Source organism: Streptomyces sp. AcH 505 (assembly GCF_000818175.1).
In the GTDB taxonomy this organism is placed as follows: Bacteria; Actinomycetota; Actinomycetes; order Streptomycetales; family Streptomycetaceae; genus Streptomyces.
The window spans coordinates 6164209-6188169 of record NZ_JTIY01000001.1; the positions used below are offsets into that span (position 1 = coordinate 6164209).

The window sequence follows — 23961 nt, forward strand, 5'->3', positions numbered from 1 at the left end:
GGGAAACACCGAGATGACCGCACCCCCACTGGTCCCACGCCCCACCCATCTGGGCACACTGCCCGGACGGTTCACCCTCGACGCACACACCGCCGTACGCGCGGCGCCCGGCGGTGCCACCGCGGCCGCCACCCTGCTGCGCACCCTGCTCGCCCCCGCCACCGGACTGCCACTGCCCGCGTCCGACGACGGCCGTGTCGTGCTCGTCGTCGACCCGGCGCTCGGCGGCCTCGGCGACGAGGGGTACGGCCTCACCGTCGGCACCGACGCCGTACTGCTGCGCGCGGCGCGCCCCGCCGGGCTGCTGCGGGGAATCCAGACGATCCGTCAACTCCTGCCGCCCCAGGCGCTGTCGGACACTCCCGTACGCGGCACCGCGTGGACGCTGCCCTGCGTCCAGATCACCGACGTGCCGCGGTTCGCCTGGCGCGGTGTGATGCTGGACGTCGCCAGACGCTTCCGGCCCGTCTCCTTCCTGTACCGGTTCACCGATCTGCTCGCGCTGCACAAACTCAACGTGCTGCACCTGCATCTGACGGACGACCAGGGCTGGCGGATGCCGGTCGCCGGCTACCCGAAGCTCACCGAGATCGGCGGTCTGCCGCACGGCGGCGCCTACACCCGCCAGGAGCTGACCGGTCTCGTCGGCTACGCGGCGGAGCGCGGCATCACCGTCGTACCGGAGATAGAGCTGCCGGGCCACGCACGGGCCGCGCTCGCCGCCTATCCGGAGCTGGGCAACGTACCCGGACGCCGGCTCGGCGTATGGGACCGCTGGGGCGTGAGCGAGAACATCTTCGGCGTCCACGACGAGGTCGTCGACTTCTTCCGCACCGTGCTCGACGAGGTGATGGACACCTTCCCCTCGCGCCATGTGCACCTCGGCGGCGACGAGTGCCCCGTCGTCGAGTGGCGGCAGTCGCCCGCCGCCCACCGCAGGGTCGTGGACGAAGGGCTCGCGGGCCCGGAAGCCCTGCGCGGCTGGCTGCTCGGCCGCGTCGGGGCCCACCTCGCCGCGAACGGCCGGCGCCCGCTCGGCTGGACCGACACCGGCAGCGACCTGCCCGACGGCTTCACCGCGGCACCGTGGCTGGAGGAGTCGCACGGACTCACCGCCGCCCGGCGCGGCCAGGACATCATCATGGCCCCGCACCGGTCCACCTTCCTCGACTACCCGCAGAGCGAGCGCCCCGGCGAACCGCCGGGCCAGCCCGGCGGTGTCGTCACCTTGCGGGACGTCTACGCCCTCGAACCCGCGCCGCCCAGCTGGGAGCCCGAGGCCGCCGCCCATGTCCTGGGCACCCAGGCGCAGTTGTGGGCCGAGTACGTCCCCACCGAGGCGCACGCCGAATATCTCGCCTTCCCCCGGCTGTGCGCGCTCGCCGAGACGGCCTGGTCCGCCCACCGCGACTGGCCGGGGTTCCAGGACCGCCTCGCACACCACCGAACCCGGCTCGACGCACTCCATGTGCCCGGCCGCCCACCGCACCACCTCCCCGCACCATCCCTGTCAGGAGAGGAAACCGGTCGATGAACAGAAGGAAGACCGCCACCGCACGCTTCAGGACCGCTGTCGCGCTCGGCGCGGCGGCCGGCCTCGGCTGCGCCGCCCTCACCGCCCTGCCCGCCTCGGCGGCGGCGCCCACGGTCAAGGTGCAGTACCGCCAGAGCTCCACCGGGTCCGACCAGGCGGAGCCGTGGTTCAAGGTGGTCAACACCTCGGGCTCGGCGCTCTCGCTCAGCACGGTCAAGGTCCGCTACTACTTCAAGGCCGACGCCGGCGCCTCGTACACCTTCGCCTGCTCCTGGGCGGTCAAGGGCTGCGCCAACATCACCGGCACCTTCGGCACCCTCGCCCACCCGACGGCGACCGCCGACCGCTATCTGGAGATCGGCTTCACGGCGGGCGCGGGCACCCTCGCGCCCGGCGCCGACACCAGCGACATGCAGCTGCGCTTCTACCGCTCCAACTGGGCGTCGCTCAACCAGAGCGACGACTACTCCTACGGTCCCGCACAGACCTCGTACGGCGACTGGACCAAGGCCACCGCGACCGTGGGCGGCACACTCGTCTGGGGCACCGCCCCCGCGGGCAACGACCCCGGGGGCCCCACGGACCCGCCCACCGACCCGCCGACCGATCCGCCCACCGGCGGGGCGACGCTCTTCGACGACTTCAACTACACCTCGTACACCGACCCGTCGATCGCCGGCCACGGCTGGAGTGTGCGCGCCAACTCCGGCGGACCCGGCATCCCGGGTGCCACCTGGGCCCCCGACAACGTCACCTTCGCCAAGGAGGGGACGAACTCGATCATGAATCTGGAGACCTCGACCGCCGGCACGGGCGGCACCACCGAGCAGACCGAAGTCCTCACCCAGGCGACGAAGTTCAAGAACGGGACCTACGCGGCCCGGGTCAAGTTCGCCGACACACCGAAGTCGGGCCCTGACGGCGACCACCTCGTACAGACCTTCTTCACCATCAACGACCTCAAGGCACCGATGGCGGACGACTACGCGGAGTACGACTTCGAGTACCTCCCCAACGGCGGCTGGGGCGAGTCGTCCAACATCCTCTACACCACCTCCTGGGAGACCTACAACCCCGACCCCTGGGTCGCGGTCAACCAGCACACCGAAGGCCGGTCGAGCTACAACGGCTGGCACGACCTGGTGCTCACCATCGACAACAACGCGATCACGTACTACATCGACGGCCAGCTCTTCGGCACGCACGACGCCCAGTACCTCCCCGAGCGGCCCATGTCGATCAACTTCAACCAGTGGCTGATCGACTTCGGCGGCCAGTCCAGTACGACCCCGCGCGCCTACGACCAGAAGGTCGACTACGTCCTGCACGTCAAGGACCAGGTACTGACTCCTGCGCAGGTCAGCGCCAAGGTCAACGCGTACCGCGGCGCGGGGACCGCGTTCGAGGACACGGTGCCGAACGGCGGCTGACGAACCGTCAGAAACGTTCACGAAGGGCCGGGGTGCGGGTGCCGGAGGGCGCCCGCACCCCGGTGTCCGGTTTCGGGACTTGACCGACCCATTGGTCCATACCAAAATCGGCACACCCGTGCGAACAATGTTCGCTCCCCCCATGTCGGGTTTCCTCGTTGCGCCACGCTCCCGTGCCATCACGCAGAAGGTGACCTACGTGAAGAACCGCTGTCTTGTCTGTTCCGCGGCGTTGTTGTCCGCCGTCGCTCTCAGCGGCTGCGGCTCGCTGCCAGGGGGAGGCGGCAAGGACGACTCGCCGACGGTCACGGTCTGGCTGATGAAGGACAGCGTGTCCGACGCGTTCCTCAAGCGCTTCGTGACCTCGTACGAGAAGTCGCACCCCAAGATCACCCTCGACGTCAAGATCCAGGAGTGGACCGGGATCGGTGACAAGGTCCTGGCAGCGCTGGACAGCGAGAACCCGCCGGACGTCATCGAGGTGGGCAACACCCAGGTCGCCCAGTACGCCGAGACCTCGCACCTGCGCGGGCTCACCCTGGAGTCGGTACGCGACCTCGGCAGCGAGGACTGGCTGCCCGGCCTCGCCCAGCCGGGCCGTATCGAGGGCGACCAGTACGGCATCCCCTGGTACGCCGCCAACCGCATCGTGATCTACAACAAGGAACTGTTCGAGGCGGCCGGCATCGACAAGCTGCCCAGGACCCGCGACGAATGGATCGCCGACACCACCGCGCTCAACACCGCCGACACCCAGGGCATCTATCTCGCGGGACAGGACTGGTACAGCCTGGCCGGCTTCATCTGGGACGAGGGCGGCGAGCTGGCCGTCGAGGACGGCAGCAGCAACTGGCACGGCACCCTCGACACGCCCGCAGCCCTGCGCGGCATGGCCTTCTACAAGCAGTTGCAGGGCCTGGGCAACGGGCCGAAGAACTCCGACGAGGCCACACCGCCGCAGGCCGACGTCTTCGCCAAGGGCGATGTCGCCCAGATCATCTCGACCCCCAGCTCGGCCCGGATCATCGAGGAGAAGAACCCCCATCTCAAGGGCAAGCTGGGCTTCTTCCCGATCCCCGGCAAGACCGCCGACACGCCCGGCGCCGTGTTCACCGGCGGATCCGACCTGATCGTCCCCAAGAACACCCACCACGGCACGGCGGCCACCGATGTGGTCGAGGCGCTCGCGGGCGAGAAGTGGCAGACGGACCTCGCGAGGACCATGAGTTACGTCCCCAACAAGACGACCCTCGCCGGGGTCATCAGCGGCGACGAGAGCACGGCGGCGATGGCCGTGGGCGCGGCGCGCGGCCGGGCGACCCCCAACTCGCCGCAGTGGGCCAGCGTCGAGGCCAAGAACCCGATCAAGCCGTACATGACCGAGGTGCTGGAGGGACAGGACCCGAAGAAGGCCGCCAAGGCGGCGTCGGAGCTGATCACGACGGCGCTCACCTCCGGCTAAGCCGCGGGGGCGCCCGGGTCGGACGCAGGCGCCGGTGCACCACCCCCCGGCATTCAGCCGTCCCACATCCGCTTTCCGCCGTGTGGTCATGTCAAATCCAGCCGGTGACGGAAGAAACGAGGTGCCGGCCCGCCGCAGCACGCGGCGGGCCCGGTCGCCGCCTTTCCCATCGGCACAGGAGACACCCATGCCCGCCGCCGTCCCCGCCCCGCTCCTCCCCACCGCACCCGCCGCACCCGCCCCCGTCGTGCCCACGACACCCGCCCCCTTCGTCGCCGCCCCGCACACCGCCGAACCGCGCTACGTGGTCTCCCTCGCCCGCGACCTGGCCGACGTACGCGCCGCCCAGCGGCTGCGCCACCAGGTCTTCGCCGGCGAGCTGGGCGCCAAGCTCGACAGCTCCGAACCCGGTTACGACAGCGACGCGTTCGACGCGTACTGCGACCACCTGCTGGTACGCGAGGAGCGCACCGGCGAAGTCGTCGGCACGTACCGGCTGCTGCCCCCCGACCGGGCGCGCGACGCCGGACGGCTCTACTCCGACAGCGAGTTCGACCTCTCCCGGCTCGGCCCGATCCGCGACGACCTGGTCGAGGTCGGCCGCTCCTGCGTGCACCCGCTGCACCGCACCGGCGCCGTCATCAGCCTCATCTGGGCCGGACTCGCCCGCTACATGACCGGCAGCGGACACACCTGGCTCGCCGGCTGCTGCTCGGTCCCGCTCGCCGACGGCGGCACACTGGCCGCGTCGACCTGGCGCACCGTACGCGACAAGCACCTCGCCCCCGAGGAGTACCGGGTCACCCCGCTCCGCCCCTGGACGCCGCAGGACACCGGCAGGCCGGCCCCCAGGACCGAGCTGCCGCCCCTGCTGCGCGGCTATCTGCGGCTCGGCGCCTGGGTGTGCGGCGCGCCCGCGCACGACCCCGAGTTCGGCGTCGCCGACCTCTACGTCCTGCTGTCGATGCGCCGTACCGACCCGCGCTACCTGCGGCACTTCCTGTCGCTCGTACCGGCGGCATGAGCGGCTGGCTGCCCACCGCGCCCTGCACCCCGCGGGGCTGCGGCACGCACCACGGTCCCGTGGCCCGTACGGCGGTGGCCGCGGGCCGGGTGCTGGCGGGGCTGACCGTCCTGCTCGCGGGGGTCCTCGCCGCGCCCCTGGTCGCCACGCTCGGCGCCGCGCCCCGTGACCGGCTCACCCGGCACTGGGCGCGCGCCCTGCTCAGGGGATTCGGCCTGCGGGTACGGATCGTCGGCGCCGGGCGGCCGGACACACCGGGGCGGGGGAGCGGGGTGCTGGTGGTCGCCAACCACATCTCGTGGCTCGACATCCCGCTGATCGCCGCTGTCCTGCCGGGCCGGATGCTGGCCAAGAGCGAGATCCGGCACTGGCCCGTCCTGGGCGGGGTGGCGGCGCGCGGCGGCACCCTCTTCGTCGAGCGCGAGCGGCTGCGGGCACTGCCCGCGACCGTACGCACCCTCGCTTCGGCGCTCACCGACGGCTCACGGGTGATCGTCTTCCCCGAGGCGTGCACCTGGTGCGGCGGCGGCCGGGGCCGCTTCACCCCGGCGGTGTTCCAGGCCGCGCTGGACGCCGGTGTGCCCGTACGGCCCGTCCGGATCACCTACCGGGGGCCTGAAGGCCACCGCTCCGGTGCACCGGCCTTCGTCGGCGACGACACCCTGACCGCCTCGCTGTGGCGGATCGCGACGGCCGGCGGGCTCACGGCGGAGATCACGGTCCTGCCGCTGATCCCCGCCGGTCTGCACACCGACCGCCGCGCGCTCGCCCTCGCCGGTCAGCTCACCGTCGCGAGCGACAGCGCGAACCGTCCCGCCTCATCGGTCCACCAGTGCGTCAGCTCCATCCCCGCGGCGGCCAGCTCGGCGCGCACACCGTCCTGACGGAACTTCGCCGACACCTCCGTACGGACCTCCTCACCGGCCTCGAAGCTGACCAGCAGATCCAGCTCGGGGATCTTCACGGTGAGGGCGCGCCGGGCCCGCAGCCGCATCTCGATCCACTCCTGCTCCCGGTCCCAGCGCGCCACATGCTCGAAGTCGGCGGGGTCGAAGTCGGCGCCCAGCTCACGGTCCATGACCGACAGCACGTTCTTGTTGAAGGCCGCCGTCACACCGGCCGCGTCGTCGTAGGCGCTGACCAGCGTGGACTCGTCCTTCACCAGGTCCGTACCGAGCAGCAGCGTGTCGCCGGGGTCCAGCAGCGCGCGCACCGACGCCAGGAACCGGGCGCGCTCGGCGGGCAGCAGATTGCCGACGGTGCCGCCGAGGAAGGCGACCAGCCGTGGCCCCGGTGTGGCGGGCAGTTCGAGACCGGCGGTGAAGTCGGCGATCAGCGCGTGCACCCGCAGGTCGGGACGGTCGGCGACGAGTGCTTCGGCCGCCCCGGTCAGGGCGCTCTCGCTCACGTCGACCGGGACATAACTGTGCAGTCCCTTCAGCGCGTCGAGCAGATGGCGGGTCTTCTCCGACGAGCCCGAACCCAGCTCGACCAGGGTGCTCGCGCCGCTCGCCGCCGCGATCTCCCCGGCCCTCGCGAGCAGGATCTCCCGCTCCGCGCGGGTCGGGTAGTACTCGGGCAGCCGGGTGATCTCCTCGAACAGTTCGCTGCCGCGCGCGTCGTAGAACCACTTGGGCGGCAGCGTCTTGGGCGTACGGGTCAGGCCCTCACGCACGTCGGCGCGCAGCGCGGCGTCGGTGGCGTCCTCGGGCAGGGTGCGGGTCAGCTGGAAGGGGCTCACGCGGGGGGCTCCTTGAGGGGGGTCAGCGACAGGTCGGTACGGGTGGCGACGACCAGCGTCCGGTCGGGGATCTCGCGCCAGCGCGGATCGTCGTCGTACGGCTCGGAGGCGACCACCACACCGTCGTCCGGCCCGGTGAGCGTCCAGAGGGTGTCCCCCCAGGCGGTCGCCGCGATCGTGCCGCCGTCGGTGAGCAGCAGATTGAGCCGGGACGCCGGCGCGGCGGCGGCCGCCTCGGTCACGGTGTCGGCCAGCGCCTCGCCGATCGAGTCGCCGCGCCGCAGCCGGTGCAGGATCAGCGCCCACACGAGTGCGGAATCGGTACGGGCGGCCAGGGACAGCAGCTCTTCGCCGGGCAGCCCGGCGGCTAGCGCCGCCAGGCTCCCCGGCCAGCCCTTGACCGCCCCGTTGTGACTGAACAGCCAGGGCCCGGACGCGAAGGGCGCGGCCGCGGCCTCCCCGTCGGCGCCCGGCTCCGTCGCGTCCCGCACGGCGGCGAGCAGCGCGGTCGTACGGACCACCCGGGCCAGATCCGTGAAGCCGAGGTCGGCCCAGATGGGCCCGGCGCGCCGGTAGCGGGCCGGCGCCGGATCGCCCTCCGCGTACCAGCCGACCCCGAAACCGTCGGCGTTCACCGTGCCGTGCCGCTGCCTGCGCGGCTCCCACGACTGCCGGTACAGCGCGTGGGCGGGTGCGACCAGCACCTCGCCCAGCGCCGCCGGCGGCCCGAGCCGGGCGAGATGGCGGCACATCAGGCGCCCTCCCCGGGTGCCGCGTCCCGCGCGGTGCGGAACCCGGCGAAGATCTGCCGCCTCACTGGCAGGTCCCAGTTGCGGAACGTGCCGCGGCAGGCCACGGAGTCCACCGCGAACGAGCCGCCGCGCAGCACCTTGTGCGCGCTGCCGAAGAACACTTCCGAGTACTCCCGGTACGGGAACGCCACGAAGCCCGGGTACGGCAGGAAGTCGCTCGACGTCCACTCCCAGACGTCCCCGATCAGCTGGCGCACCCCGAGCGGTGAGGCGCCGCGCGGATAGCTGCCGACCGGCGCGGGGCGCAGATGGCGCTGACCCAGGTTGGCGTGCTCCTGCGTCGGCTCCTCGTCGCCCCACGGGAAACGCAGTGAGCGCCCGGTGGCCGGGTCCCAGCGCGCCGCCTTCTCCCACTCCTCCTCGCTGGGCAGCCTGCGCCCCGCCCAGCGGGCGTACGCGTCGGCCTCGTACCAGCTCACGTGCAGCACCGGCTCGTCCATCGGCACCGGCTCGACCGTGCCGAAGCGGCGGCGCAGCCACTGGCCGGCCTCGCGCCGCCAGAACTGCGGCGCGCCGATGCCGTGCTCGCGTATCTGGGCCCAGCCCTCCGGGGCCCACCACCGCTCGTCGGTGTAGCCGCCGTCCTCGACGAAGCGCAGATAGTCGCCGTTGGTGACCGGCACGGTGTCGATGAAGAAGGCCGGCACCAGCCGCTGGTGCGCCGGGCGTTCGTTGTCCAGCGCCCACGGCTCCGCCGTGGTGCCCATCGTGAAGCGCCCCGCCGGTACCAGCACCTCGGCGGGCAGCCCCGTCACGTCGCCGGCGGGCGGCTCGGGCGCGGTCAGCGCCGCCGGACCCTTGCGCAGCTGGTGGGTGATGAGCATGGTCTCGTCGTGCTGCTGCTCGTGCTGCGCGATCATCCCGAAGGCGAAGCCGGCGTCCAGCAGCCGGCCGCCGCCCCCGGTCAGCGGCGCGCGCTCGATGATGTCGAGCACCCGCCCCCGTACGTCGGAGGCGTACGCGCGCGCCTCGGCGGGCGCCAGCAGCGGCAGGGTGGGCCGCTCGGAGCGCGGGTGCTCGAAGGCGTCGTAGACGGAGTCGATCTCGGGGCGCAGCGCGTCCCCGCCGCCGACGTTACGCAGCAGCCACTGCTCCTCCTGGTTGCCGATGTGCGCCAGGTCCCAGACCAGCGGGGACATCAGCGGCGAGTGCTGCGCGGTCAGATCGTGGTCGTCGACGCAGGAGGTCAGCAGCGCCGTACGGGCGCGTGCGGTGGTCAGCGACTCGACGGCGCGGCGGCGCAGCGCCTCGGCCGAGTCGGCGGATATCTCGATGACGGTCGCTTGCGGGGCGCGCGGGGCCTGCGGGCTCCCGGCGGTTCGGTCGGTCATGGGCGGAGATCCTTCTCAGGTTCGAAGACGCGTTCCGGGACGCGGTCGGTGACGCGTTCGGGGACGCGCAGCTCGTCGGCGGGACATCGGCCCCGCAGCACGAAGCGTTCGGTGAAGGCGGCGACAGCCTCCTGGATCGCGGTACTGGCCCCGATGCGCGGAAGCGCCTCCTGGGCGAGGGCGAAACAGGTGACCGCTGTCGCGTGCAGTTCCGGGTCCGCGAGTCCGTCGCGGGCCGCTCTGATCCACAGCGGGTTGCCGGGCGCGGGCCCGGCTCCCGCCGTGTCGGCCAGCGGCTTGACGGCGCGGTACACGCTCTCGGCCGCTTCCGGATCGTCGAACAGCGCGGTCGTGACGGCGAGCGGCACCAGCCACCCGTCCTCACCCGGCTGCGCGTCGATCATCCGCAGCTCCAGATGGCCACGCGGTCTGGCCGGCGGGAAGAGCGTGGTGACGTGGTAGTCGAGATCGGCGCGCAGCGGCGGGCGCGGCAGCCCCGATCTGATCCAGTCACGGAACGAGACCCCGTCCGGCACGTGCCAGGGGCCTCCCGGCGTCTGGACACACATCACCGGTGCGTCCAGGGCGTGCGCCGCCCAGGCGGCCCGTGGTTCGAGCCGCAGCGAGGGCGCCGCCGTGCGGGCCGGGTCGAGCTGGGTCCACATCGCCTGCCGGGTGGACCGCCAGCCGGTCCGTCTGCCCTCACGCATCGGCGAATTGGCGAAGGCGGCGACCAGCACGGCCCCGAGCAGATGGGCCAGCTGCCAGCGTCGCGCGTAGCCGAGCGGTCCCGGCTCCTCGTGTCCCGCGTCCAGGCACACCTGGACGGACGCGGTGGTACGCATCATGGCCCGGCCGGCGGTGCCGATCCGGTCGAGATACGCCTCCATGGCGTCGTAGCGGGGCGCGTGCAGCATGCGCTGCGGGAGGTGCCAGGGGTCCTGTCCGTAACCGGTGAGCGCGAGGCCCGCCGTACGCAGCGCCGGACGGACGAGATCCAGATCGGCCGCTGTGGAGGCGACGCACTCCATCAGGGAGGCGGCGGGCTGGGAGCTGAGCTCCAGCTGGCCGCCGGGTTCGAAGGTCAGTGCCGAGGTCAGCGGCAGGGTCCGCAGGCCGTCGAAGGCGGCTTCGAGGCGGTGGACAGGGACGGGGTCGCGCGGGTCGTGCAGATCGTGAACGAGCCATTCCAGTTCCACACCGACGGTGCGCGGTGGCCCGGTCTTGAAACATATGCCGCGCAACAGCGCCTCGGCGTCGTCCTCGCCGAGCGGTTGTTCCGCGTCGATCAAACGGTCGGATGGCATGGCCGGATCCTCCTGTCGAAGACCGTGACCGACCTCGTCCCGGGGTCGGGACGAAGCGCTCCGGTCCAACCTAAGGCCACTCCCGCCAGTTCGCACAAGAGTGCCCTTGAGTCACCGAATCGTCAGAAATCCGGTTGCCCCGGAGGTGATCCCTCACGCACGATTCCGCACATGAGTGCGCGACTGCGGGGGATCGCAAAGGAGACCGAGGAGATCGTCGGGGCCGGCCGTTACCGCGGCCCCGACGGTTCCGACGTGCTGATACGCCCGGCGCTCGACGCCGCGCTCGCCGGCACCCGGATGTACGGGCCCGAGCCCGTCCCGGTCGTCCTGGACCGTGGCCGAAAGGGGACCGTCGAGGTCACGGACGAGAGCAGCCTGGAGGCCGCGGCGCGGCTCACGGCGGCGGCGACCGGCCCGGTGGCCGTGCTGAACTTCGCCTCGGCGCGTAACCCCGGCGGCGGCTATCTGAACGGCGCGCAGGCCCAGGAGGAAGCGCTCTGCCGCGCCTCGGCGCTGTACGCGACGCTGCTGCGCGCGCCCGAGTTCTACGCGCACCACCGCGAAGACCGCAGCCCCTTCTACACCGACCGGGTGATCCACTCACCCGGGGTGCCGGTCTTCCGCGACGACCGGGGCCGGCTGCTCGCCGTCCCGTTCCGGGCCGGCTTCCTCACGTCGCCCGCGCCGAACGCGGGGGTGATCGCGCGGCGCGTCCCCGACGAGAGCCACCGCGTCCCCGCCGCGCTCGCCTCCAGGGCCGAGCGGGTCCTGGAGACGGCGGCGGAGAGCGGATACCGGCGGCTCGTGCTGGGCGCGTGGGGCTGCGGGGTCTTCCAGAACGACCCCGCCCAGGTGGCCGGGACCTTTCGGGCCCTGCTCACCGGGGACGGGCGGTTCGCCGGGCACTTCGACGAGACGGTCTTCGCGGTGCTGGACCGTACGGCGGCGCGTACGACGCTGTCGGCGTTCCGCGACGTGCTGGCGGACGTGCTGACCCGGCGCGGACCGCACAGCTCAGGGGCTGCTCAGGCCCAGCCGTAGCGCTCCTTGAGCCGGTTCACGACGAGGTTGAAGCGGCCCCGGTCCAGGGCGCACGCCTCGCGCCGCATGCCTCCCTCGTGGAGCCGCATGACCCGGTCGATCGCCACCCACGAGTCACGGCCCGCGCGGTCCCAGGGGCCGACCCCGATCGGCACCCAGTCGCGGTCCTGGTTGTGGGTCTTGCTGGAGAGCTGGACGGCGAGCAGCGTGCCGCCGGGCTCACGGGCGACCACCAGGACCGGCCGGTCCTTGCCGCGTCCGTCGTTCTCCTCGTAAGGCACCCAGGTCCAGACGATCTCGCCGGGGTCGGGATCGCCGTCGTGGACGGGCGCGTACTCGGTGCGTACCGGACCCACCTCGCGGGGCTCGGCCTCTGTCGTGGCGGTGGGGCCGCTGCGGCCCGGGAAGTCGCTGTCGGCATGGTCCTGGGCGCTGGGAAAGGGCGTCATCCGCAAGACGTTAGGACCTGTGTGCGGCCCGCCGCCGGGCGGGTCACCCCGACGATCCGGGACGATGCCGGACGATCCGGGGCGTGTCCCACGCCACGTCGCGCCGGTCCGCGCGCCGTACCCGCCGAACGGGGCGGGGGAGGGGCTAGCGTCACCCGCATGACTATCGTTCCGCAGCGCTTCGAGATCCTGTTGGTCGCAGAACACGCCGAACACGCCGACGGCTCGGACGGACCGCCCGACGACGCGCAGGCGTTGCGCTCGGCCGTGGTGGAGGCGACCGGGGACATCGGCGCCTCCGGCTACCCCCGTTACGCGGGCAACGGCATGGAGGCCGACATCGACCCGCAGACCCACACGGTGGAGGCGCTGCTGATCGACGGCCAGGAAGTGGACTACGGCCTGTCGGCGCGGGTGGTGGACGCGAGCCCCAGCTGATCGCGCACCGTCCTTGAGGCGCGTTGACAGTGGCCCGTCGGCGGGCGGAGACTCGCGCTGGCCGATGTGAACGACCGTTCGCACGGCAACACAGCCGAGTTGTCCGGCAGAGCCGCCGTGTCGAAGGGATCCGCAGATCCGATGACCACCATCCGGGATGTCTACGTCGTCGACGCCGTCCGCACCCCGATCGGCAGGTTCGGCGGGGCGCTCGCCTCCGTACGCCCCGACGATCTCGCCGCGCATGTGGTGCGGTCACTGGTCGAGCGCACCCCGCGGCTGGATCCGGCCAGGATCGACGACGTCGTCTTCGGGGACGCGAACGGCGCGGGCGAGGACAACAGGGACGTCGCGCGAATGGCCGTCCTGCTGGCCGGCCTGCCGGTCTCCGTGCCGGGCGTGACGGTCAACCGGCTCTGCGGGTCCGGGCTCGAAGCGGTCATCCAGGCGGCCCGCGCCGTCGCGCTCGGCGACGCCTCCGTCGTACTGGCGGGCGGCGTCGAGTCGATGTCCCGCGCGCCGTGGGTGCTGCAGAAACCGGAGCGCGCGTTCCCCGCCGGGCACCAGCAGCTGCACTCCACGACGCTCGGCTGGCGGATGACCAACCCGGCCATGCCGGCCGAGTGGACCGTACCGCTCGGCGAGGGCGCCGAGCAGATCGCGGACAAGCACGGCATCACCCGCGAGGAGCAGGACGCCTTCGCGCTCGCCAGCCACCGCAAGGCCGCCGACGCGTGGGCGGCGGGACTCTACGAGGGTGAGGTCGTCCCGTACCCGGGCGTGGAACTCGCCCGCGACGAGTGCATCCGCGACAGCACGTCGATGGAGGCCCTGGCCAAGCTCAAGCCCGCCTTCCGCACGGAAGGCGGCGGTACGGTGACGGCCGGCAACGCGTCGCCGCTCAACGACGGCGCGGCGGCCCTGCTCATCGTGGACGAGGACGGGCTGCGCGAGACGGGCCGTGAACCACTGGCCCGGATCCGCACGTCCGCCGTCACCGGCATCGAGCCGCAGCTGTTCGGCCTCGGGCCGGTCGAGGCCGTCCGGCGGGCGCTCACGAAGGCCGGCCGGTCGTTCGCCGACCTGACCACCTTCGAGCTCAACGAGGCGTTCGCCGCGCAGTCGCTCGGCTGCCTCGCCGAATGGCCCGAACTCGACCCGCGACTGGTCAACCCGCGCGGCGGTGCGATTGCCATCGGCCACCCGCTCGGCGCGTCAGGCGCCCGGCTGGCGGGATCGGTGGCGCATCAGCTGGCGGCAGCCGGTTCAGGCACCGGCCTCGCCGCGCTCTGTATCGGCGTGGGCCAGGGCCTGGCGCTGGTGCTGGAGCGCTGACGGCCCGAGAGCGCTGACGGCGCGAGACCACTGACCGGGACCGCCGAACGCCGGGACCGGGGCTTGTCTCAGCCCTGGTTCTCCACGTGCTTGTTGTCGCCCTCGGCCTCGGCCTTCGCGACGGACTTACGGACCTCGTCCATGTCCAGCGCGCGGGCCTGACCGATCACGTCCTCAAGGGCCGTCTCGGGGAGCGCACCCGGCTGGGCGAACACCGCGACGTTGTCACGGACGATCATCAGTGTCGGGATGGAGCGGATCTCGAACGCGGCGGCCAGCTCCTGCTGGGCCTCCGTGTCGACCTTCGCGAAGACGAGGTCTCCGTGGCGCTCCGACGCCGACTCGTAGACGGGGGCGAACTGGCGGCACGGTCCGCACCAGGAAGCCCAGAAGTCGATCAGAATGAAGTCGTTCTCCGACACCGTCTGGTCGAAGTTTTCCTTCGTGAGTTCCACTGTGGCCATTGCCTGCTACCTCTTCCTGATTCACCGGTGGGAGCCGCCTCGCACAACGGCTGCCGCCACCGTCGTATTCCTGAGCCGTATTCCTGGACCGTTCCCGAAGATCGTGTGGCCATGCGGCCCCGCCCGGACCAGACTGACCCCATGACGGATGCCATGGATTACGACGTTGTGGTGCTGGGTGCGGGACCGGTCGGGGAGAACGTGGCCGACCGCGCCAGGGCCAACGGGCTGAGCGCCGCGATCGTCGAGAGCGAGCTGGTCGGCGGCGAATGCTCGTACTGGGCCTGCATGCCGAGCAAGGCACTGCTCCGCCCGGCCATCGCGCGCGCGGAGGCGCGCAGGGTGCCGGGCCTCAAGCAGTCGGTGCAGGGCCCGCTCGACGCCGCCGCTGTGCTCGCCCACCGGAACGAATACACGTCCGACTGGAAGGACGACGGCCAGGTCGCCTGGGTCGAGAGCACCGGCACCGACCTCTACCGGGGCCACGGACGGCTCGCCGGCACCAAGAAGGTCGTGGTGACGACCCCGGAGGGCGAGGAGCAGGTGCTCACCGCACGGCACGCCGTCGCCGTGTGCGTCGGCAGCCGCGCGGTCCTGCCCGACCTGCCGGGCCTGGCCGGCGCGAAGCCCTGGACCAGCCGCGAGGCGACCAGCTCCCAGCACGTACCCGACCGGCTCGTGGTCGTGGGCGGGGGAGTGGTCGGCGTGGAGATGACCACGGCATGGCGGGCGCTCGGCTCCGAGGTCACCCTCCTGGTACGCGGCGACGGGCTGCTGCCGAACATGGAACCCTTCGCCGGCAAGCTGCTGGCCGAGTCCCTGACCGAGGCGGGTGTGTCGGTCCGTACGAACACCTCCGTCACCCAGGTGGAACGCGACGGCGGCACCGGACCCGTCACCGCCGTCCTGGACAACGGCGAACGGATCGAGGCGGACGAGATCCTCTTCGCCACCGGCCGCGCCCCGCGCACCGACGACCTCGGCATGGAGACGGTCGGCCGCAAGCCCGGCGACTGGATCGAGGTCGACGACAGCTGCCGCGCCAAGGGCAGCGACTGGCTCTACGCGGTCGGCGACGTCAACCACCGCGCCCTGCTGACCCACCAGGGCAAGTACCAGGCCCGTATCGCCGGCGCCGCCATCGCCGCCAGGGCCCAGCACGTCCCCCTCCTGGAAACCGACCGCTGGGGTGCCCACTCGGCCACCGCCGACCATGCGGCCGTCACCCAAGTCGTCTTCACCGACCCGGAGATCGCCTCGGTGGGCCTCACCCTCGCCGAAGCCGCAGCAGCGGGCCACCGCGTCCGCGCGGTCGACTACGACATGAGCGGCGTAGCAGGCGCGGGCCTCTACGCGGACGGCTACACGGGCCACGCCCGCATGATCGTCGACCTGGACGAAGAAATCCTCCGGGGCGTCACCTTCGCCGGCCCTGCGGTAGGCGAAATGCTCCACTCGGCCACGATCGCGGTAGCCGGCGAGGTCCCCGTCAACCGCCTCTGGCACGCGGTCCCGGCCTACCCGACCATCAGCGAGATCTGGCTCCGCCTTCTGGAGACGTACCGGGGCTGACGTCTCGTCAGCCCGGCGACGTGCCTTGGCGGTTCCTTCTCAGGCTCGCGATGCGCTTCCGATGCGGGACGTATGGAGGTCGAGCACGTCACGCAGCCGGTCGATATCGGCCGGCTGCGCGAGGGCCGCCTTCGGCAGTGGCGTGGTGTTGATGTCGTTCATTCCCGTGTGCAGAAGGGCGAAGAGGTTCTCCGTCTCCACGTATCCGGAGAGCTGCGACCACGGAACTCGCATGGTGTTCAGGTCGGTTGCGACGCGAACACCGTCGGAACCCACCGTGATCGTGTGCTCGCCGCGGCTCGTCCTGAGCTTGTGCACCTGGCGCGCGGCGAGGCGCCTCAGGCCGAGCGTCAGAGCGCACAGCGCCACCACGACGATCAACAGGGGCACCGCACTGTCGAGCAGCTGGCCGTTCATCGCGAACAGCACGAGCGCGACAGCCCAAAGGACCAGGCCGACAGCCCCTATGATCCGGCTCCGTCGCCCACTCGGAGTCACCCGCCGTCTGACGCGCATGACTTCGGCTATGTCCTCCCGGGTCGGCCGGCAGACAAGGCGCACGGTGTCCTCGGTGTTCGTGGTGTCCGGTTGCTGTTCGACGGTCACGCTGTCCCCTTGAGCTCAAGGCGGGCAGTGTGCGCCGCCGGGCGAAAGATCAGCCGGATATTACGCTCACCACCCGCCTGCCCCAGCCAGGCACCTGCGGGTGCCGGCCCGTGCCGGACGCTCCCCGACCCGTGGCCGCCCCGGGCCCTGCTCAGGGCCCCAAAACCCTTGAGGCAGGGGCAGTTGTTCCCCCGGTCGCCCTCGACCTCAACCGCACGTCGTGATAGGGCCTTTAGGGACAAAGCGCATCCGAAGGCAGGTGAACCATTCGTGAATATTCGTGAAGGAAGTTTGACTATTTTGCTGAAGCTCAACCGGTGCCTGACGTTTTCATGGTGAGCGGTTGACCCATCAGGGACGGAAAACGAGCCGTACGAGCAGACGCTGCCGCTCGGCACCGACGGGACGTCGACCCGGACCTCACGAACAACACGGCGGTCCTGACCGGCAACTGACCGGTCGTCAACTGATCAGCGGGGGTTCGGAGCAGCCGTGCGGGCTGCGGCTGCTCCGGACCCGCCGTTCCTCAGGCGATACGGGCAGGTCAGCGCAGGCCGGCGAAGAGGTCCGTCTCGGGTACGGGCGCGTCGGTGGCGTCCTTGACGCGTAGGAACGTCTCCGTGCCCATCAGTTCGCCGAACCTCTCCTTGCCCATCTTGAGGAAGAAGATGTTGTCGCCCTGGCTGGCATGCGCGGCCAGCGCGTCGAACTTCTGACCGCTGAACGCGGTGGTGTCCACCCAGGTGGTGATCTCGTCGTCCGGGAGGCCGATCTCGGCCATCGCCTCGGCCTCGGCGGGGTCCGGCTCCGGCATGTCCTCCTGGAACTCGCGCAGGGTCTCGCCGAACCGCTGCATCGCCGAGCGGGGCATCGTCGTCCAGTACACCTTGGGCGTCTGTTCGATCATCTCCAGCGCCGCCATCGTGATGCGGTGGGCCTGGATGTGGTCGGGGTGGCCGTAGAAGCCGTTCTCGTCATAGGTGACGACCACATCGGGCCGGTAGTGGCGCATGAGGTCCGCGAGCCGGGCGGCGCCTTCCTCCACGGGGGTCTGCCAGAAGGAGCCGGGGGCGTCGTTGGTCGGCCAGCCCATCATTCCGGAGTCGGCGTAGTCGAGCGTCTCAAGATCGCTGATCTTCAGGACTTCACAGCTCGCTTCGAGTTCCCGACGGCGCATCGCGACGACGGCCGCCGGATCGTGGCCGGGATCGCCCGGCTTGACACCTCCTGGTCCGTCACCGCAGCCGCCGTCGGTACAGGTCACCAGGACCGTGCGGATGCCTTCCGCCGCATAGCGTGCCAGGACCCCTCCGGTTCCGGTGGCCTCGTCGTCGGGGTGGGCGTGTACCGCCATCAGCGTCAAGGGCCGGTCAGTCATGAAAAAGTCCTCCTGCGGAAAATGCGTCGTGATGCGAGTGCGCGGCGGGCATACCGGCGCTGGTCCTTCGGCCGGTACAACCGTGCCGGCCGCACCCCCTGTTCCCGGCGCGACCAGCACGTCGAAGCGCCAGGCGCGTCGTGGCCTGGGCCGACGCCCGACATGACGGTACCGGGGCCACCACGCTCGGTAGCCCCGGCACCCCGGTTCGCCTACGGCCGCGCGCCGTCAGCCGCCGCGCGTCAGCCGTACACCTGCATCTCGTAGAGCGAGTAGCCCCACTGTCCCGACAGCTGGCTGCCCTTCATGCGGACGTATCTCGCCTGCCCGCTCACCGGGATCTTCTCCGTACCTCCCGAGGCGTTGGTGCGGGTGGCGAGGTCGTGCCAGGTGGTGCCGTCCGTCGACCCCTGCAGCGCGTACGCCTTCGCGTACGACGCTTCCCACAGCAGGTCCACCTCGGAGAGGCTGTACGTGGCACCGAGGTCCACCTGGATCCAGCTGTTCGGGTCCTGGCTGGCGCTCCACCGGGTGTTCAGGTCCCCGTCGACGGCCTTGGCGGCCGACTGGTCGGCGCCGGACTGGGACGAGGCCGTCGCCGGCTTGCCCTGGGCCAGGTTGGTCCTCGGGGCGCTCATGGTGAGGTTGACGGTCACGGTCTTGCCGGCCTGGAGCGGCAGCACACGTGCGATGTTGCCCAGCGGGGAACTCTGCACGGTCACGCCGTCGGCGGTGATCGAGGAAATGCCCGAGCGCTGGATCAGCGTCAGGTTCTGGTTGATCTTCGAGGTCAGCGTCACCTTCGCCGTGTGGGCCTTGGTGTCCCAGGCCAGGTTGTCGATGGTGAACTGGCTCTTGCCGAGCATCCCGGAGACGGACCCCTTGTCCAGGCCCTTCGGCAGCCCCGGCAGCAGCTCCAGCGTGCCGGGCTTGGTGGCGGCCAGCATCTCCATCATCACCGTGGGCACGGAGTTGACGACGTCCGTGGCGAAGGTGTTGTGGTTGTTGTAGTGGGACGTCGCCATGCTGCTGTAGTAGTAGTCGTCCTTGGCGAAGCGCAGCAGCTTCGCGCCCACCGAGTCGGGCATGTCGAGGTCGGCCGCGATCAGGGCCCCGTGCAGCAGCCCGTGTCCCGCGTTCTCGTACGCGCCCTGGTCCTTCTTCTGCAGGAAGACCTGCGCGGCCTTGAACTGGGCGGAGTTGGTCTCCGGAGTGATCTCGCGATACGGCCACACCGGCAGCAGGCCGCTGGAGTGGCGGTGCTGGTAGTTGTTCTTGTTCGCCAGGTCGGGCCACGCCCACTCGGCCAGCGCACCGTCGTTGTTGATCAGGTACGGCGGCAGGTGGTCCAGTTTCTCCTGCCAGACCGGGATCTTGTCGGCGTCGCGGCCGAGGGTCTTCGCGGTCTGGATCAGCGTCGTCAGCGCGAACTTGGCGCCGGAGATGTCGTAGACGGAGTTGACGGCCAGCGGCACCCCGCCCGGCGGGGTGTTCTCCGGCGAGACGGAACCGGCGAATATGTAGTTACCGTTGACGTCCTTCTTGGTGAGGAAGTCCTCGTAGAAGTCGCCCATGTCGCGGATCAGCGGGTAGTACTTGTCGGCCAGGAACGTGGTGTCCCCGGTGACCTGGTAGTGCTCCCAGAACGGTTCGAGCAGCCAGGACTCCCCGCCGGTCACGTACTGGTACGGGTAGTCGAAGTTGATGTTGGAGATCAGGCCCTCGCCGTTCGGGGTGTTGCCGCCGGTGAGCATGCCCCGGGTGCCGAGGAGCTTTTTGGCGTTGGTCTCGAAGTCCTTCTGCCATTGCTGGTTGAGCCAGAAGTAACCCGCCATGGCCTCCGGCATGTTGCCGATGTTGCCGCCGGAGATCTGCAGGTTGAGGTTGGCGTCCAGATGGTAGTAGCCGTCCCAGCCGACGTTGCTGTCACCCGTCCAGTTGCCGAGCAGGTCGGGGGCTTGTGTGGGCCCGCTGGAGCCGAGCAGATGGTAGCGGCCGGCGTAGAACATCCGCTCGTACAGCGCCGGGACCGGCGTGGACGAGGACTTCTGCTCGGCGAGCAGCTGCTCGGTGGACTTCGCGCGGTCGGCGGGAGTGGCGCCGAAGTCGACCGAGACCCGGCCGAAGATCGAACTGTGCGCGCTCGTGTGCCGGTTGAGCAGGGTGGAGTAGTCGCTGCTGAGCCCGGCGAGCTTCTGCCGGAGCAGGTTCTTGCTCCACTCCTGCTCGGCCGGGACACCACCGTTGTACGTGCCGTTGTAGCGCTGGGTCAGCGACAGCAGGAGTACGTAACTGGCGTTCGCGACGGTCACCTTGCCGTTGCTGATGGTCTTGGTGCCGTCGGTGACGATACGGGTGACGCCCTCGTAGCCGGCGTTGTAGCTGCCGCTCGGGTACTTGACCCGCAGGTTCAGATAGTCGGTGGTGGAGTTGTCGGTGGAGGTGACGCCCTTGTTGAGGAGGTTCATCGCCGGGTCGATGGACAGGCCCAGGGTCAGGGTCTCCTTCTGGCCCGCGGGCGCCGCCTGGTACTGGACGGTGGCGCCGTCGGTGCGGGACACGAACGAGTCCCGTTCCCACGCACCCTTGTTGTCGGCCCAGTTGACCTTCACCACGCCGTTCGCGTAGTCGGTGGAGCGGACGTAGTCGCTGATCGGTCCCGCGTCCGGCATCGCGACGGTCATCTTGTAGCCGGGGTGCTTGCTGCCCTCGCCGCCGCCCTGGTAGCCCTGCACGTCGGCGGCGAGCTGGTTGGCCTGCTGGTACTGGCCGGAGATCAGCTCGTCGCGGATCGTGTTGATGTTGTCCTGGCTGACGGTGTTGAAGGTGCGGTGCGGGCGCGCCTCGGACCGCGCCATGAAGAAGTCCTTGTCGTCGAAGACGACCGTGTCGTCGCGCGGGTTGCCGAAGACGATGACACCCTGCTTGCCGTTGCCGGCCAGCAGCCCGTTCTGCCAGTCGCCGTACGTCGTCGGGTAGGTGGTGGACGGCGCCACGGTCGGCGAGCCGACGGCCGCGCCGCCGCTGCCGCCGCTCCCGGTGCCGTAGACCGCGAACTCCCACAGGGAGTAGCCGTACTGGGTGGCGGCCGTGACACCCTGCATCCGCACGTAGTGCGCCGACTTGTTGACGGCGACGGTCTCGGTGCCGCCGGTGCCGCTCGTCGTGGAGTAGGCGTCGGTCCAGTGCACCGAGTCGTCGGACGTCTGGAGCTTGTACGCCTTCGCGTACGCGGCCTCCCAGGTCAGCGCGACGGACGAGACCGTGTACGCGCCGCCGAGGTCGACGTAGATCCAGGCGCCGGGATCGTTGCTGTGGTCGCTCGACCAGCGGGTGCCGGTGTTGCCGTCGATGGCGCTGGACGCCACGTGGTCGCCGTCCTGGAACGAGGCGACGGCGTGGGCGCCGGGATTGCGGGCGAGGTTGACGGGGGTGTCGGCGGCGCTCGACGGGGACGCCTGCAACGCCATGGTGAGCAGGAGGAAGAAGGTCACGGCGACGCCGAGCAGCTTTCTCCCCGTGTGCGGTGTGCGGGATTTGACGACGATCGTGCGGGATTCGGTCATGGGTGATCGGGTCATGGGGGATTCGGTCATGGGGATTCGCCCCTCAGCTTCCGTTGGCGGTGACGCGCAGGGACGAGATGGCGTCGTTGTTGCCGGTGGCGGTCAGGTTCGGGGTGTCGCCGGTGAACTTCCAGGCGGCGCCGGAGAATCCGGCGTCGGCGTAGCCGGTCACGGTGGAGCCGGCCGGGACCCGGAGCGACGAGATGGAGTCGTTGGCGATGCCCTTGGCCTGGAGCGCCGGCAGGTCGTAGTCGCCGGGCCCGAAGGCGGCCGAGGTACCGGTGTAGTTGGCGTCGCCGTAGACGGTGGCGTTGCTGGTGCCCGTGCCGCCGACGGGTGTCCCGTAGATCTCGAACTCGTAGAGCGAGTAGCCGTATGCGGTGGCGGGCGTGACGCCCTGCATCCGTACGTAGCGGGCGCTCTTGCCCACGCCGACCGTCTCGGTGCCGCCCTGGCCGTTGGTCGTCGAGTAGGCGTCGGTCCAGTCGGACGCGTTGTCCGAGACCTGGATCTTGTACGCCTTCCCGTATGCGGCCTCCCAGTTGAGTACGGCGGTGGACAGCGCGTACCGCGCGCCGAGGTCGACGTAGATCCAGGCGTTCGGGTCGTTGTTGTGGTCACTCGACCAGCGCGACGAGCCGTTGCCGTCGATGGCGTTGGACGCCAGGTAGCTGCCGTCCTGATAGGAGGCGACGGCCTTGGCGTCGGCGCCGAGCGACAGGTTCACCGGAGTGCCGGCCGGTGGGGCCGGCGGGGTGGGTACGGTCTGGCCGGCCGGCGGCCACAGGGTGAGGGAGTTGCCGCCGTTGTGTGCGGTGGCGAAAGGACCGGCCATCGTGTCGGTGGCGCTGACCTGTTGGCCGAAGAAGTCCGTGGTCACATCGGCCTGGATGGACTGGTTGGCCAGCGGGATGTTGCCGACCCTGGCCCGCGTGACCGGGGTGTTGCCGTGGATGCCGGACGCGTCCAGGTCGAAGGTGAGCGACAGCTGGGTGTTCGTCGCCGCGTACCGGACGTTGGAGACCGTGCCGGTGGAATTGCCCTCCTTCACCTGGGTCTTGTCCGTGGCGTTCTCCGGCAGCGTCGAGCCCTGGACCAGGTTGTTGTACCAGAAGAACTTCTCGGGCGAGGTGAGCGCGCTGGTCTCGTTCATCGTGCCCGGCTGGAAGTAGTACGCCTCACGGCCGCTGCCGTCGTGGTGGATGGCGCCGTTGTCGACGAAGAGGTTGTTGGCGAAGACGATGCCGGTCGCGTCCAGGGTGCGGATGTCGCTGTTGCCGATGAAGACGTTGTTGTCCACCAGGACGGGGCCGAAGACGGCCTCGGCGTAGTAGCCCCAGGGGCTGTTCATCACGATGTTGCCGGTGACACGGACGTTCTGGCTGCCCCAGTCGGTCCAGATGCCGGCCGAGTTGCCGCCCTTGGAGTTCTTGACGTAATTGCCCTTGATCAGGCCCTCGTTCATGTAGTGGACCTTGATCGGGGCGGTCTCCGCCCCGCTGAACTCGTCGCGGTAGTTGGTGTCCTCGATCCTGTTGTAGAGGATCTGGGAGTGCCAGGAGAAGACGCCCGCGATGCCCGACTGGCCGCATTTCGCGATGTAGTTGTTGCGCACGATGTGCGAGCCGTAAGCGGCGGTGTTGTGGAAGTCCGTGCGCGCTGTGCCGGGGCGGTTGCCCGCCCAGGTGTCGTTGCTCAGACCGATGTCGATGCCGATCGTCCTGGCGTTGATGACGATGTTGTTCTCGATGATCCACTTCAGCCCGCCGTAGACGCTGATCGCGCCGGCCTGCCTGCGGTCGGGGCTGTCGGGGAAGTCCGAGTAGGTGTTGGCCGCCTGCTTGATCGTGAAGCCGTTGAGGGTGATGTAGCCGAGGCCCCACACGTCGGGCGCGAAGACCTGCCGGCGGACGTTGAGCTCGGCGAGCCGGGCGTTGGGGTCGGCGCCGTTGAAGTTGGCCCAGACGGTGGTGCTGGTCGAACCGACCTCGGAGTACCAGGTGTTGGCCGCGCCCTGCACCGTACTGAGCGACGGCTTCTCGCGGTACGCGCTCTCGTCCAGATAGACGTCACCTGCGGTGTAGCCGGCGAAGGTGCCCCCGCCGCCGCCGTTCGGCTGCCCCTGGGCATACGGGTTCCAGTCGCCGAAGTAGCTGTTGGGCAGCGTGACGCTCCAGACGTCGCCGCTGCCGCGGGTCCAGGAGTTGATCTCCTCGGAGCCCTTGACGGCGACCTCACCGTCGCCGGCGTTGGTGTACGTGATCCGGTGCTGCTCGTCCGTGCCGCCGCGCGCGGGCTTGACCGTCTCGCGGTACAGCCCGGCGTGCACCACCACGGTGTCGCCGGGCTGTGCGACCTGCGCGGCGTGGTTGATCGTCAGATACGGGGAGGCCTGCGTGCCCGCGTTGCCGTCGTTGCCGTTCTTGGCCACATGGATGGCGCGCGCCGCGGCGGCGGCGTGCGCCGGG

The 23961-nt window shown here is 70.5% G+C and carries 19 protein-coding genes; 9 read left to right on the forward strand and 10 right to left on the reverse strand.

Annotated features, from left to right (window positions below):
- Nucleotides 1–13 precede the first annotated feature (13 nt).
- The 5 genes from HY68_RS27455 to HY68_RS27475 all read left to right on the forward strand — a co-directional run bounded on the left by HY68_RS27455 (nt 14) and on the right by HY68_RS27475 (nt 6334).
- The gene (locus HY68_RS27455) at nt 14–1534 is read left to right on the forward strand and encodes a beta-N-acetylhexosaminidase (protein ID WP_041993719.1); all 1521 of its coding nucleotides are present in this window, start codon (nt 14–16) and stop codon (nt 1532–1534) included.
- Nucleotides 1531–2964 (forward strand): cellulose binding domain-containing protein, encoded by a 1434-nt coding sequence (locus HY68_RS27460; protein WP_041993722.1) that lies wholly within the window; start codon nt 1531–1533, stop codon nt 2962–2964. Before HY68_RS27455 ends, HY68_RS27460 begins: the two co-directional genes overlap by 4 nt.
- A 199-nt stretch (nt 2965–3163) precedes the next feature.
- Nucleotides 3164–4426 (forward strand): extracellular solute-binding protein, encoded by a 1263-nt coding sequence (locus HY68_RS27465; protein ID WP_041997314.1) that lies wholly within the window; start codon nt 3164–3166, stop codon nt 4424–4426.
- A gap of 187 nt (nt 4427–4613) precedes the next feature.
- The gene (locus HY68_RS27470) at nt 4614–5450 is read left to right on the forward strand and encodes a GNAT family N-acyltransferase (RefSeq protein WP_041993725.1); all 837 of its coding nucleotides are present in this window, start codon (nt 4614–4616) and stop codon (nt 5448–5450) included.
- Entirely contained in the window at nt 5447–6334 is an 888-nt protein-coding gene (locus HY68_RS27475) for a lysophospholipid acyltransferase family protein (RefSeq protein WP_041993729.1), read from the forward strand. Before HY68_RS27470 ends, HY68_RS27475 begins: the two co-directional genes overlap by 4 nt.
- On the opposite strand, the gene egtD is transcribed toward HY68_RS27475, so the two are convergent.
- Genes egtD through egtA form a run of 4 tightly spaced genes read right to left on the reverse strand, consistent with a single transcriptional unit; the run spans nt 6229 to nt 10641 of the window.
- Nucleotides 6229–7191, reverse strand: coding sequence for an L-histidine N(alpha)-methyltransferase (gene egtD, locus HY68_RS27480; RefSeq protein WP_041993733.1), 963 nt, complete (start codon nt 7189–7191; stop codon nt 6229–6231). The genes HY68_RS27475 and egtD overlap by 106 nt on opposite strands.
- Nucleotides 7188–7943, reverse strand: a complete 756-nt coding sequence (egtC, locus tag HY68_RS27485; RefSeq protein ID WP_041993736.1) for an ergothioneine biosynthesis protein EgtC — start codon at nt 7941–7943, stop codon at nt 7188–7190. Before egtC ends, egtD begins: the two co-directional genes overlap by 4 nt.
- Entirely contained in the window at nt 7943–9334 is a 1392-nt protein-coding gene (gene egtB, locus HY68_RS27490) for an ergothioneine biosynthesis protein EgtB (protein WP_078863815.1), read from the reverse strand. The genes egtC and egtB overlap by 1 nt, the downstream gene beginning before the upstream one ends.
- Nucleotides 9331–10641, reverse strand: a complete 1311-nt coding sequence (egtA, locus tag HY68_RS27495) for an ergothioneine biosynthesis glutamate--cysteine ligase EgtA (RefSeq protein WP_041993739.1) — start codon at nt 10639–10641, stop codon at nt 9331–9333. The genes egtB and egtA overlap by 4 nt, the downstream gene beginning before the upstream one ends.
- A gap of 171 nt (nt 10642–10812) precedes the next feature.
- Here egtA and HY68_RS27500 point away from each other — a divergent pair, with 171 nt between their 5' ends.
- Nucleotides 10813–11685 (forward strand): TIGR02452 family protein, encoded by an 873-nt coding sequence (locus tag HY68_RS27500; protein ID WP_041993742.1) that lies wholly within the window; start codon nt 10813–10815, stop codon nt 11683–11685.
- On the opposite strand, the gene HY68_RS27505 is transcribed toward HY68_RS27500, so the two are convergent.
- The gene (locus tag HY68_RS27505) at nt 11670–12134 is read right to left on the reverse strand and encodes a type II toxin-antitoxin system PemK/MazF family toxin (protein WP_041993744.1); all 465 of its coding nucleotides are present in this window, start codon (nt 12132–12134) and stop codon (nt 11670–11672) included. The two genes, HY68_RS27500 and HY68_RS27505, sit on opposite strands and share 16 nt — an antisense overlap.
- 159 nt (nt 12135–12293) lie before the next feature.
- On the opposite strand from HY68_RS27505, the gene HY68_RS27510 reads away from it, so the two are divergent.
- Nucleotides 12294–12572, forward strand: coding sequence for a hypothetical protein (locus HY68_RS27510; protein ID WP_041993747.1), 279 nt, complete (start codon nt 12294–12296; stop codon nt 12570–12572).
- Between the two features lie 141 nt (nt 12573–12713).
- Complete coding sequence (locus tag HY68_RS27515; RefSeq protein ID WP_041997320.1) at nt 12714–13907, forward strand: thiolase family protein; 1194 nt, start codon at nt 12714–12716, stop codon at nt 13905–13907.
- 68 nt (nt 13908–13975) lie between these two features.
- Here HY68_RS27515 and trxA read toward each other — a convergent pair whose 3' ends face one another.
- Nucleotides 13976–14371 (reverse strand): thioredoxin, encoded by a 396-nt coding sequence (gene trxA, locus HY68_RS27520; protein ID WP_041993750.1) that lies wholly within the window; start codon nt 14369–14371, stop codon nt 13976–13978.
- 141 nt (nt 14372–14512) lie between these two features.
- On the opposite strand from trxA, the gene HY68_RS27525 reads away from it, so the two are divergent.
- Nucleotides 14513–15943 carry an NAD(P)/FAD-dependent oxidoreductase gene (locus tag HY68_RS27525; RefSeq protein WP_198533354.1) on the forward strand — a complete coding sequence of 477 codons (1431 nt, stop codon included), beginning with the start codon at nt 14513–14515 and terminating at the stop codon, nt 15941–15943.
- 39 nt (nt 15944–15982) lie between these two features.
- Here the strand turns inward: HY68_RS27525 and HY68_RS27530 are convergent, their stop codons facing one another.
- The 4 genes from HY68_RS27530 to HY68_RS41130 all read right to left on the reverse strand — a co-directional run.
- The gene (locus HY68_RS27530) at nt 15983–16549 is read right to left on the reverse strand and encodes a YcxB family protein (protein ID WP_041993752.1); all 567 of its coding nucleotides are present in this window, start codon (nt 16547–16549) and stop codon (nt 15983–15985) included.
- A 544-nt stretch (nt 16550–17093) separates the two neighbouring features.
- Nucleotides 17094–17927 carry a PIG-L family deacetylase gene (locus tag HY68_RS27535; RefSeq protein ID WP_041993755.1) on the reverse strand — a complete coding sequence of 278 codons (834 nt, stop codon included), beginning with the start codon at nt 17925–17927 and terminating at the stop codon, nt 17094–17096.
- A gap of 242 nt (nt 17928–18169) precedes the next feature.
- Nucleotides 18170–21508, reverse strand: a complete 3339-nt coding sequence (locus tag HY68_RS27540; RefSeq protein WP_241778698.1) for a discoidin domain-containing protein — start codon at nt 21506–21508, stop codon at nt 18170–18172.
- Between the two features lie 28 nt (nt 21509–21536).
- The coding region (locus tag HY68_RS41130) for a discoidin domain-containing protein (protein WP_078863816.1) at nt 21537–23961 on the reverse strand (2425 nt) is incomplete at its 5' end.

Bases quoted from the DNA above. Each gene is read 5' to 3' on its own strand.
- HY68_RS27475 (WP_041993729.1), top strand. From the start codon at position 5,447: ATGAGCGGCTGGCTGCCCACCGCGCCCTGCACCCCGCGGGGCTGCGGC.
- HY68_RS27510 (WP_041993747.1), top strand. From the start codon at position 12,294: ATGACTATCGTTCCGCAGCGCTTCGAGATCCTGTTGGTCGCAGAACAC.
- HY68_RS27460 (WP_041993722.1), top strand. From the start codon at position 1,531: ATGAACAGAAGGAAGACCGCCACCGCACGCTTCAGGACCGCTGTCGCG.
- trxA (WP_041993750.1), bottom strand. From the start codon at position 14,371: ATGGCCACAGTGGAACTCACGAAGGAAAACTTCGACCAGACGGTGTCG.
- HY68_RS27470 (WP_041993725.1), top strand. From the start codon at position 4,614: ATGCCCGCCGCCGTCCCCGCCCCGCTCCTCCCCACCGCACCCGCCGCA.
- HY68_RS27505 (WP_041993744.1), bottom strand. From the start codon at position 12,134: ATGACGCCCTTTCCCAGCGCCCAGGACCATGCCGACAGCGACTTCCCG.
- HY68_RS27500 (WP_041993742.1), top strand. From the start codon at position 10,813: ATGAGTGCGCGACTGCGGGGGATCGCAAAGGAGACCGAGGAGATCGTC.
- egtB (WP_078863815.1), bottom strand. From the start codon at position 9,334: ATGACCGACCGAACCGCCGGGAGCCCGCAGGCCCCGCGCGCCCCGCAA.
- HY68_RS27525 (WP_198533354.1), top strand. From the start codon at position 14,513: ATGACGGATGCCATGGATTACGACGTTGTGGTGCTGGGTGCGGGACCG.
- egtC (WP_041993736.1), bottom strand. From the start codon at position 7,943: ATGTGCCGCCATCTCGCCCGGCTCGGGCCGCCGGCGGCGCTGGGCGAG.
- HY68_RS27515 (WP_041997320.1), top strand. From the start codon at position 12,714: ATGACCACCATCCGGGATGTCTACGTCGTCGACGCCGTCCGCACCCCG.
- HY68_RS27535 (WP_041993755.1), bottom strand. From the start codon at position 17,927: ATGACTGACCGGCCCTTGACGCTGATGGCGGTACACGCCCACCCCGAC.
- HY68_RS27455 (WP_041993719.1), top strand. From the start codon at position 14: ATGACCGCACCCCCACTGGTCCCACGCCCCACCCATCTGGGCACACTG.
- egtA (WP_041993739.1), bottom strand. From the start codon at position 10,641: ATGCCATCCGACCGTTTGATCGACGCGGAACAACCGCTCGGCGAGGAC.
- HY68_RS27540 (WP_241778698.1), bottom strand. From the start codon at position 21,508: ATGACCCGATCACCCATGACCGAATCCCGCACGATCGTCGTCAAATCC.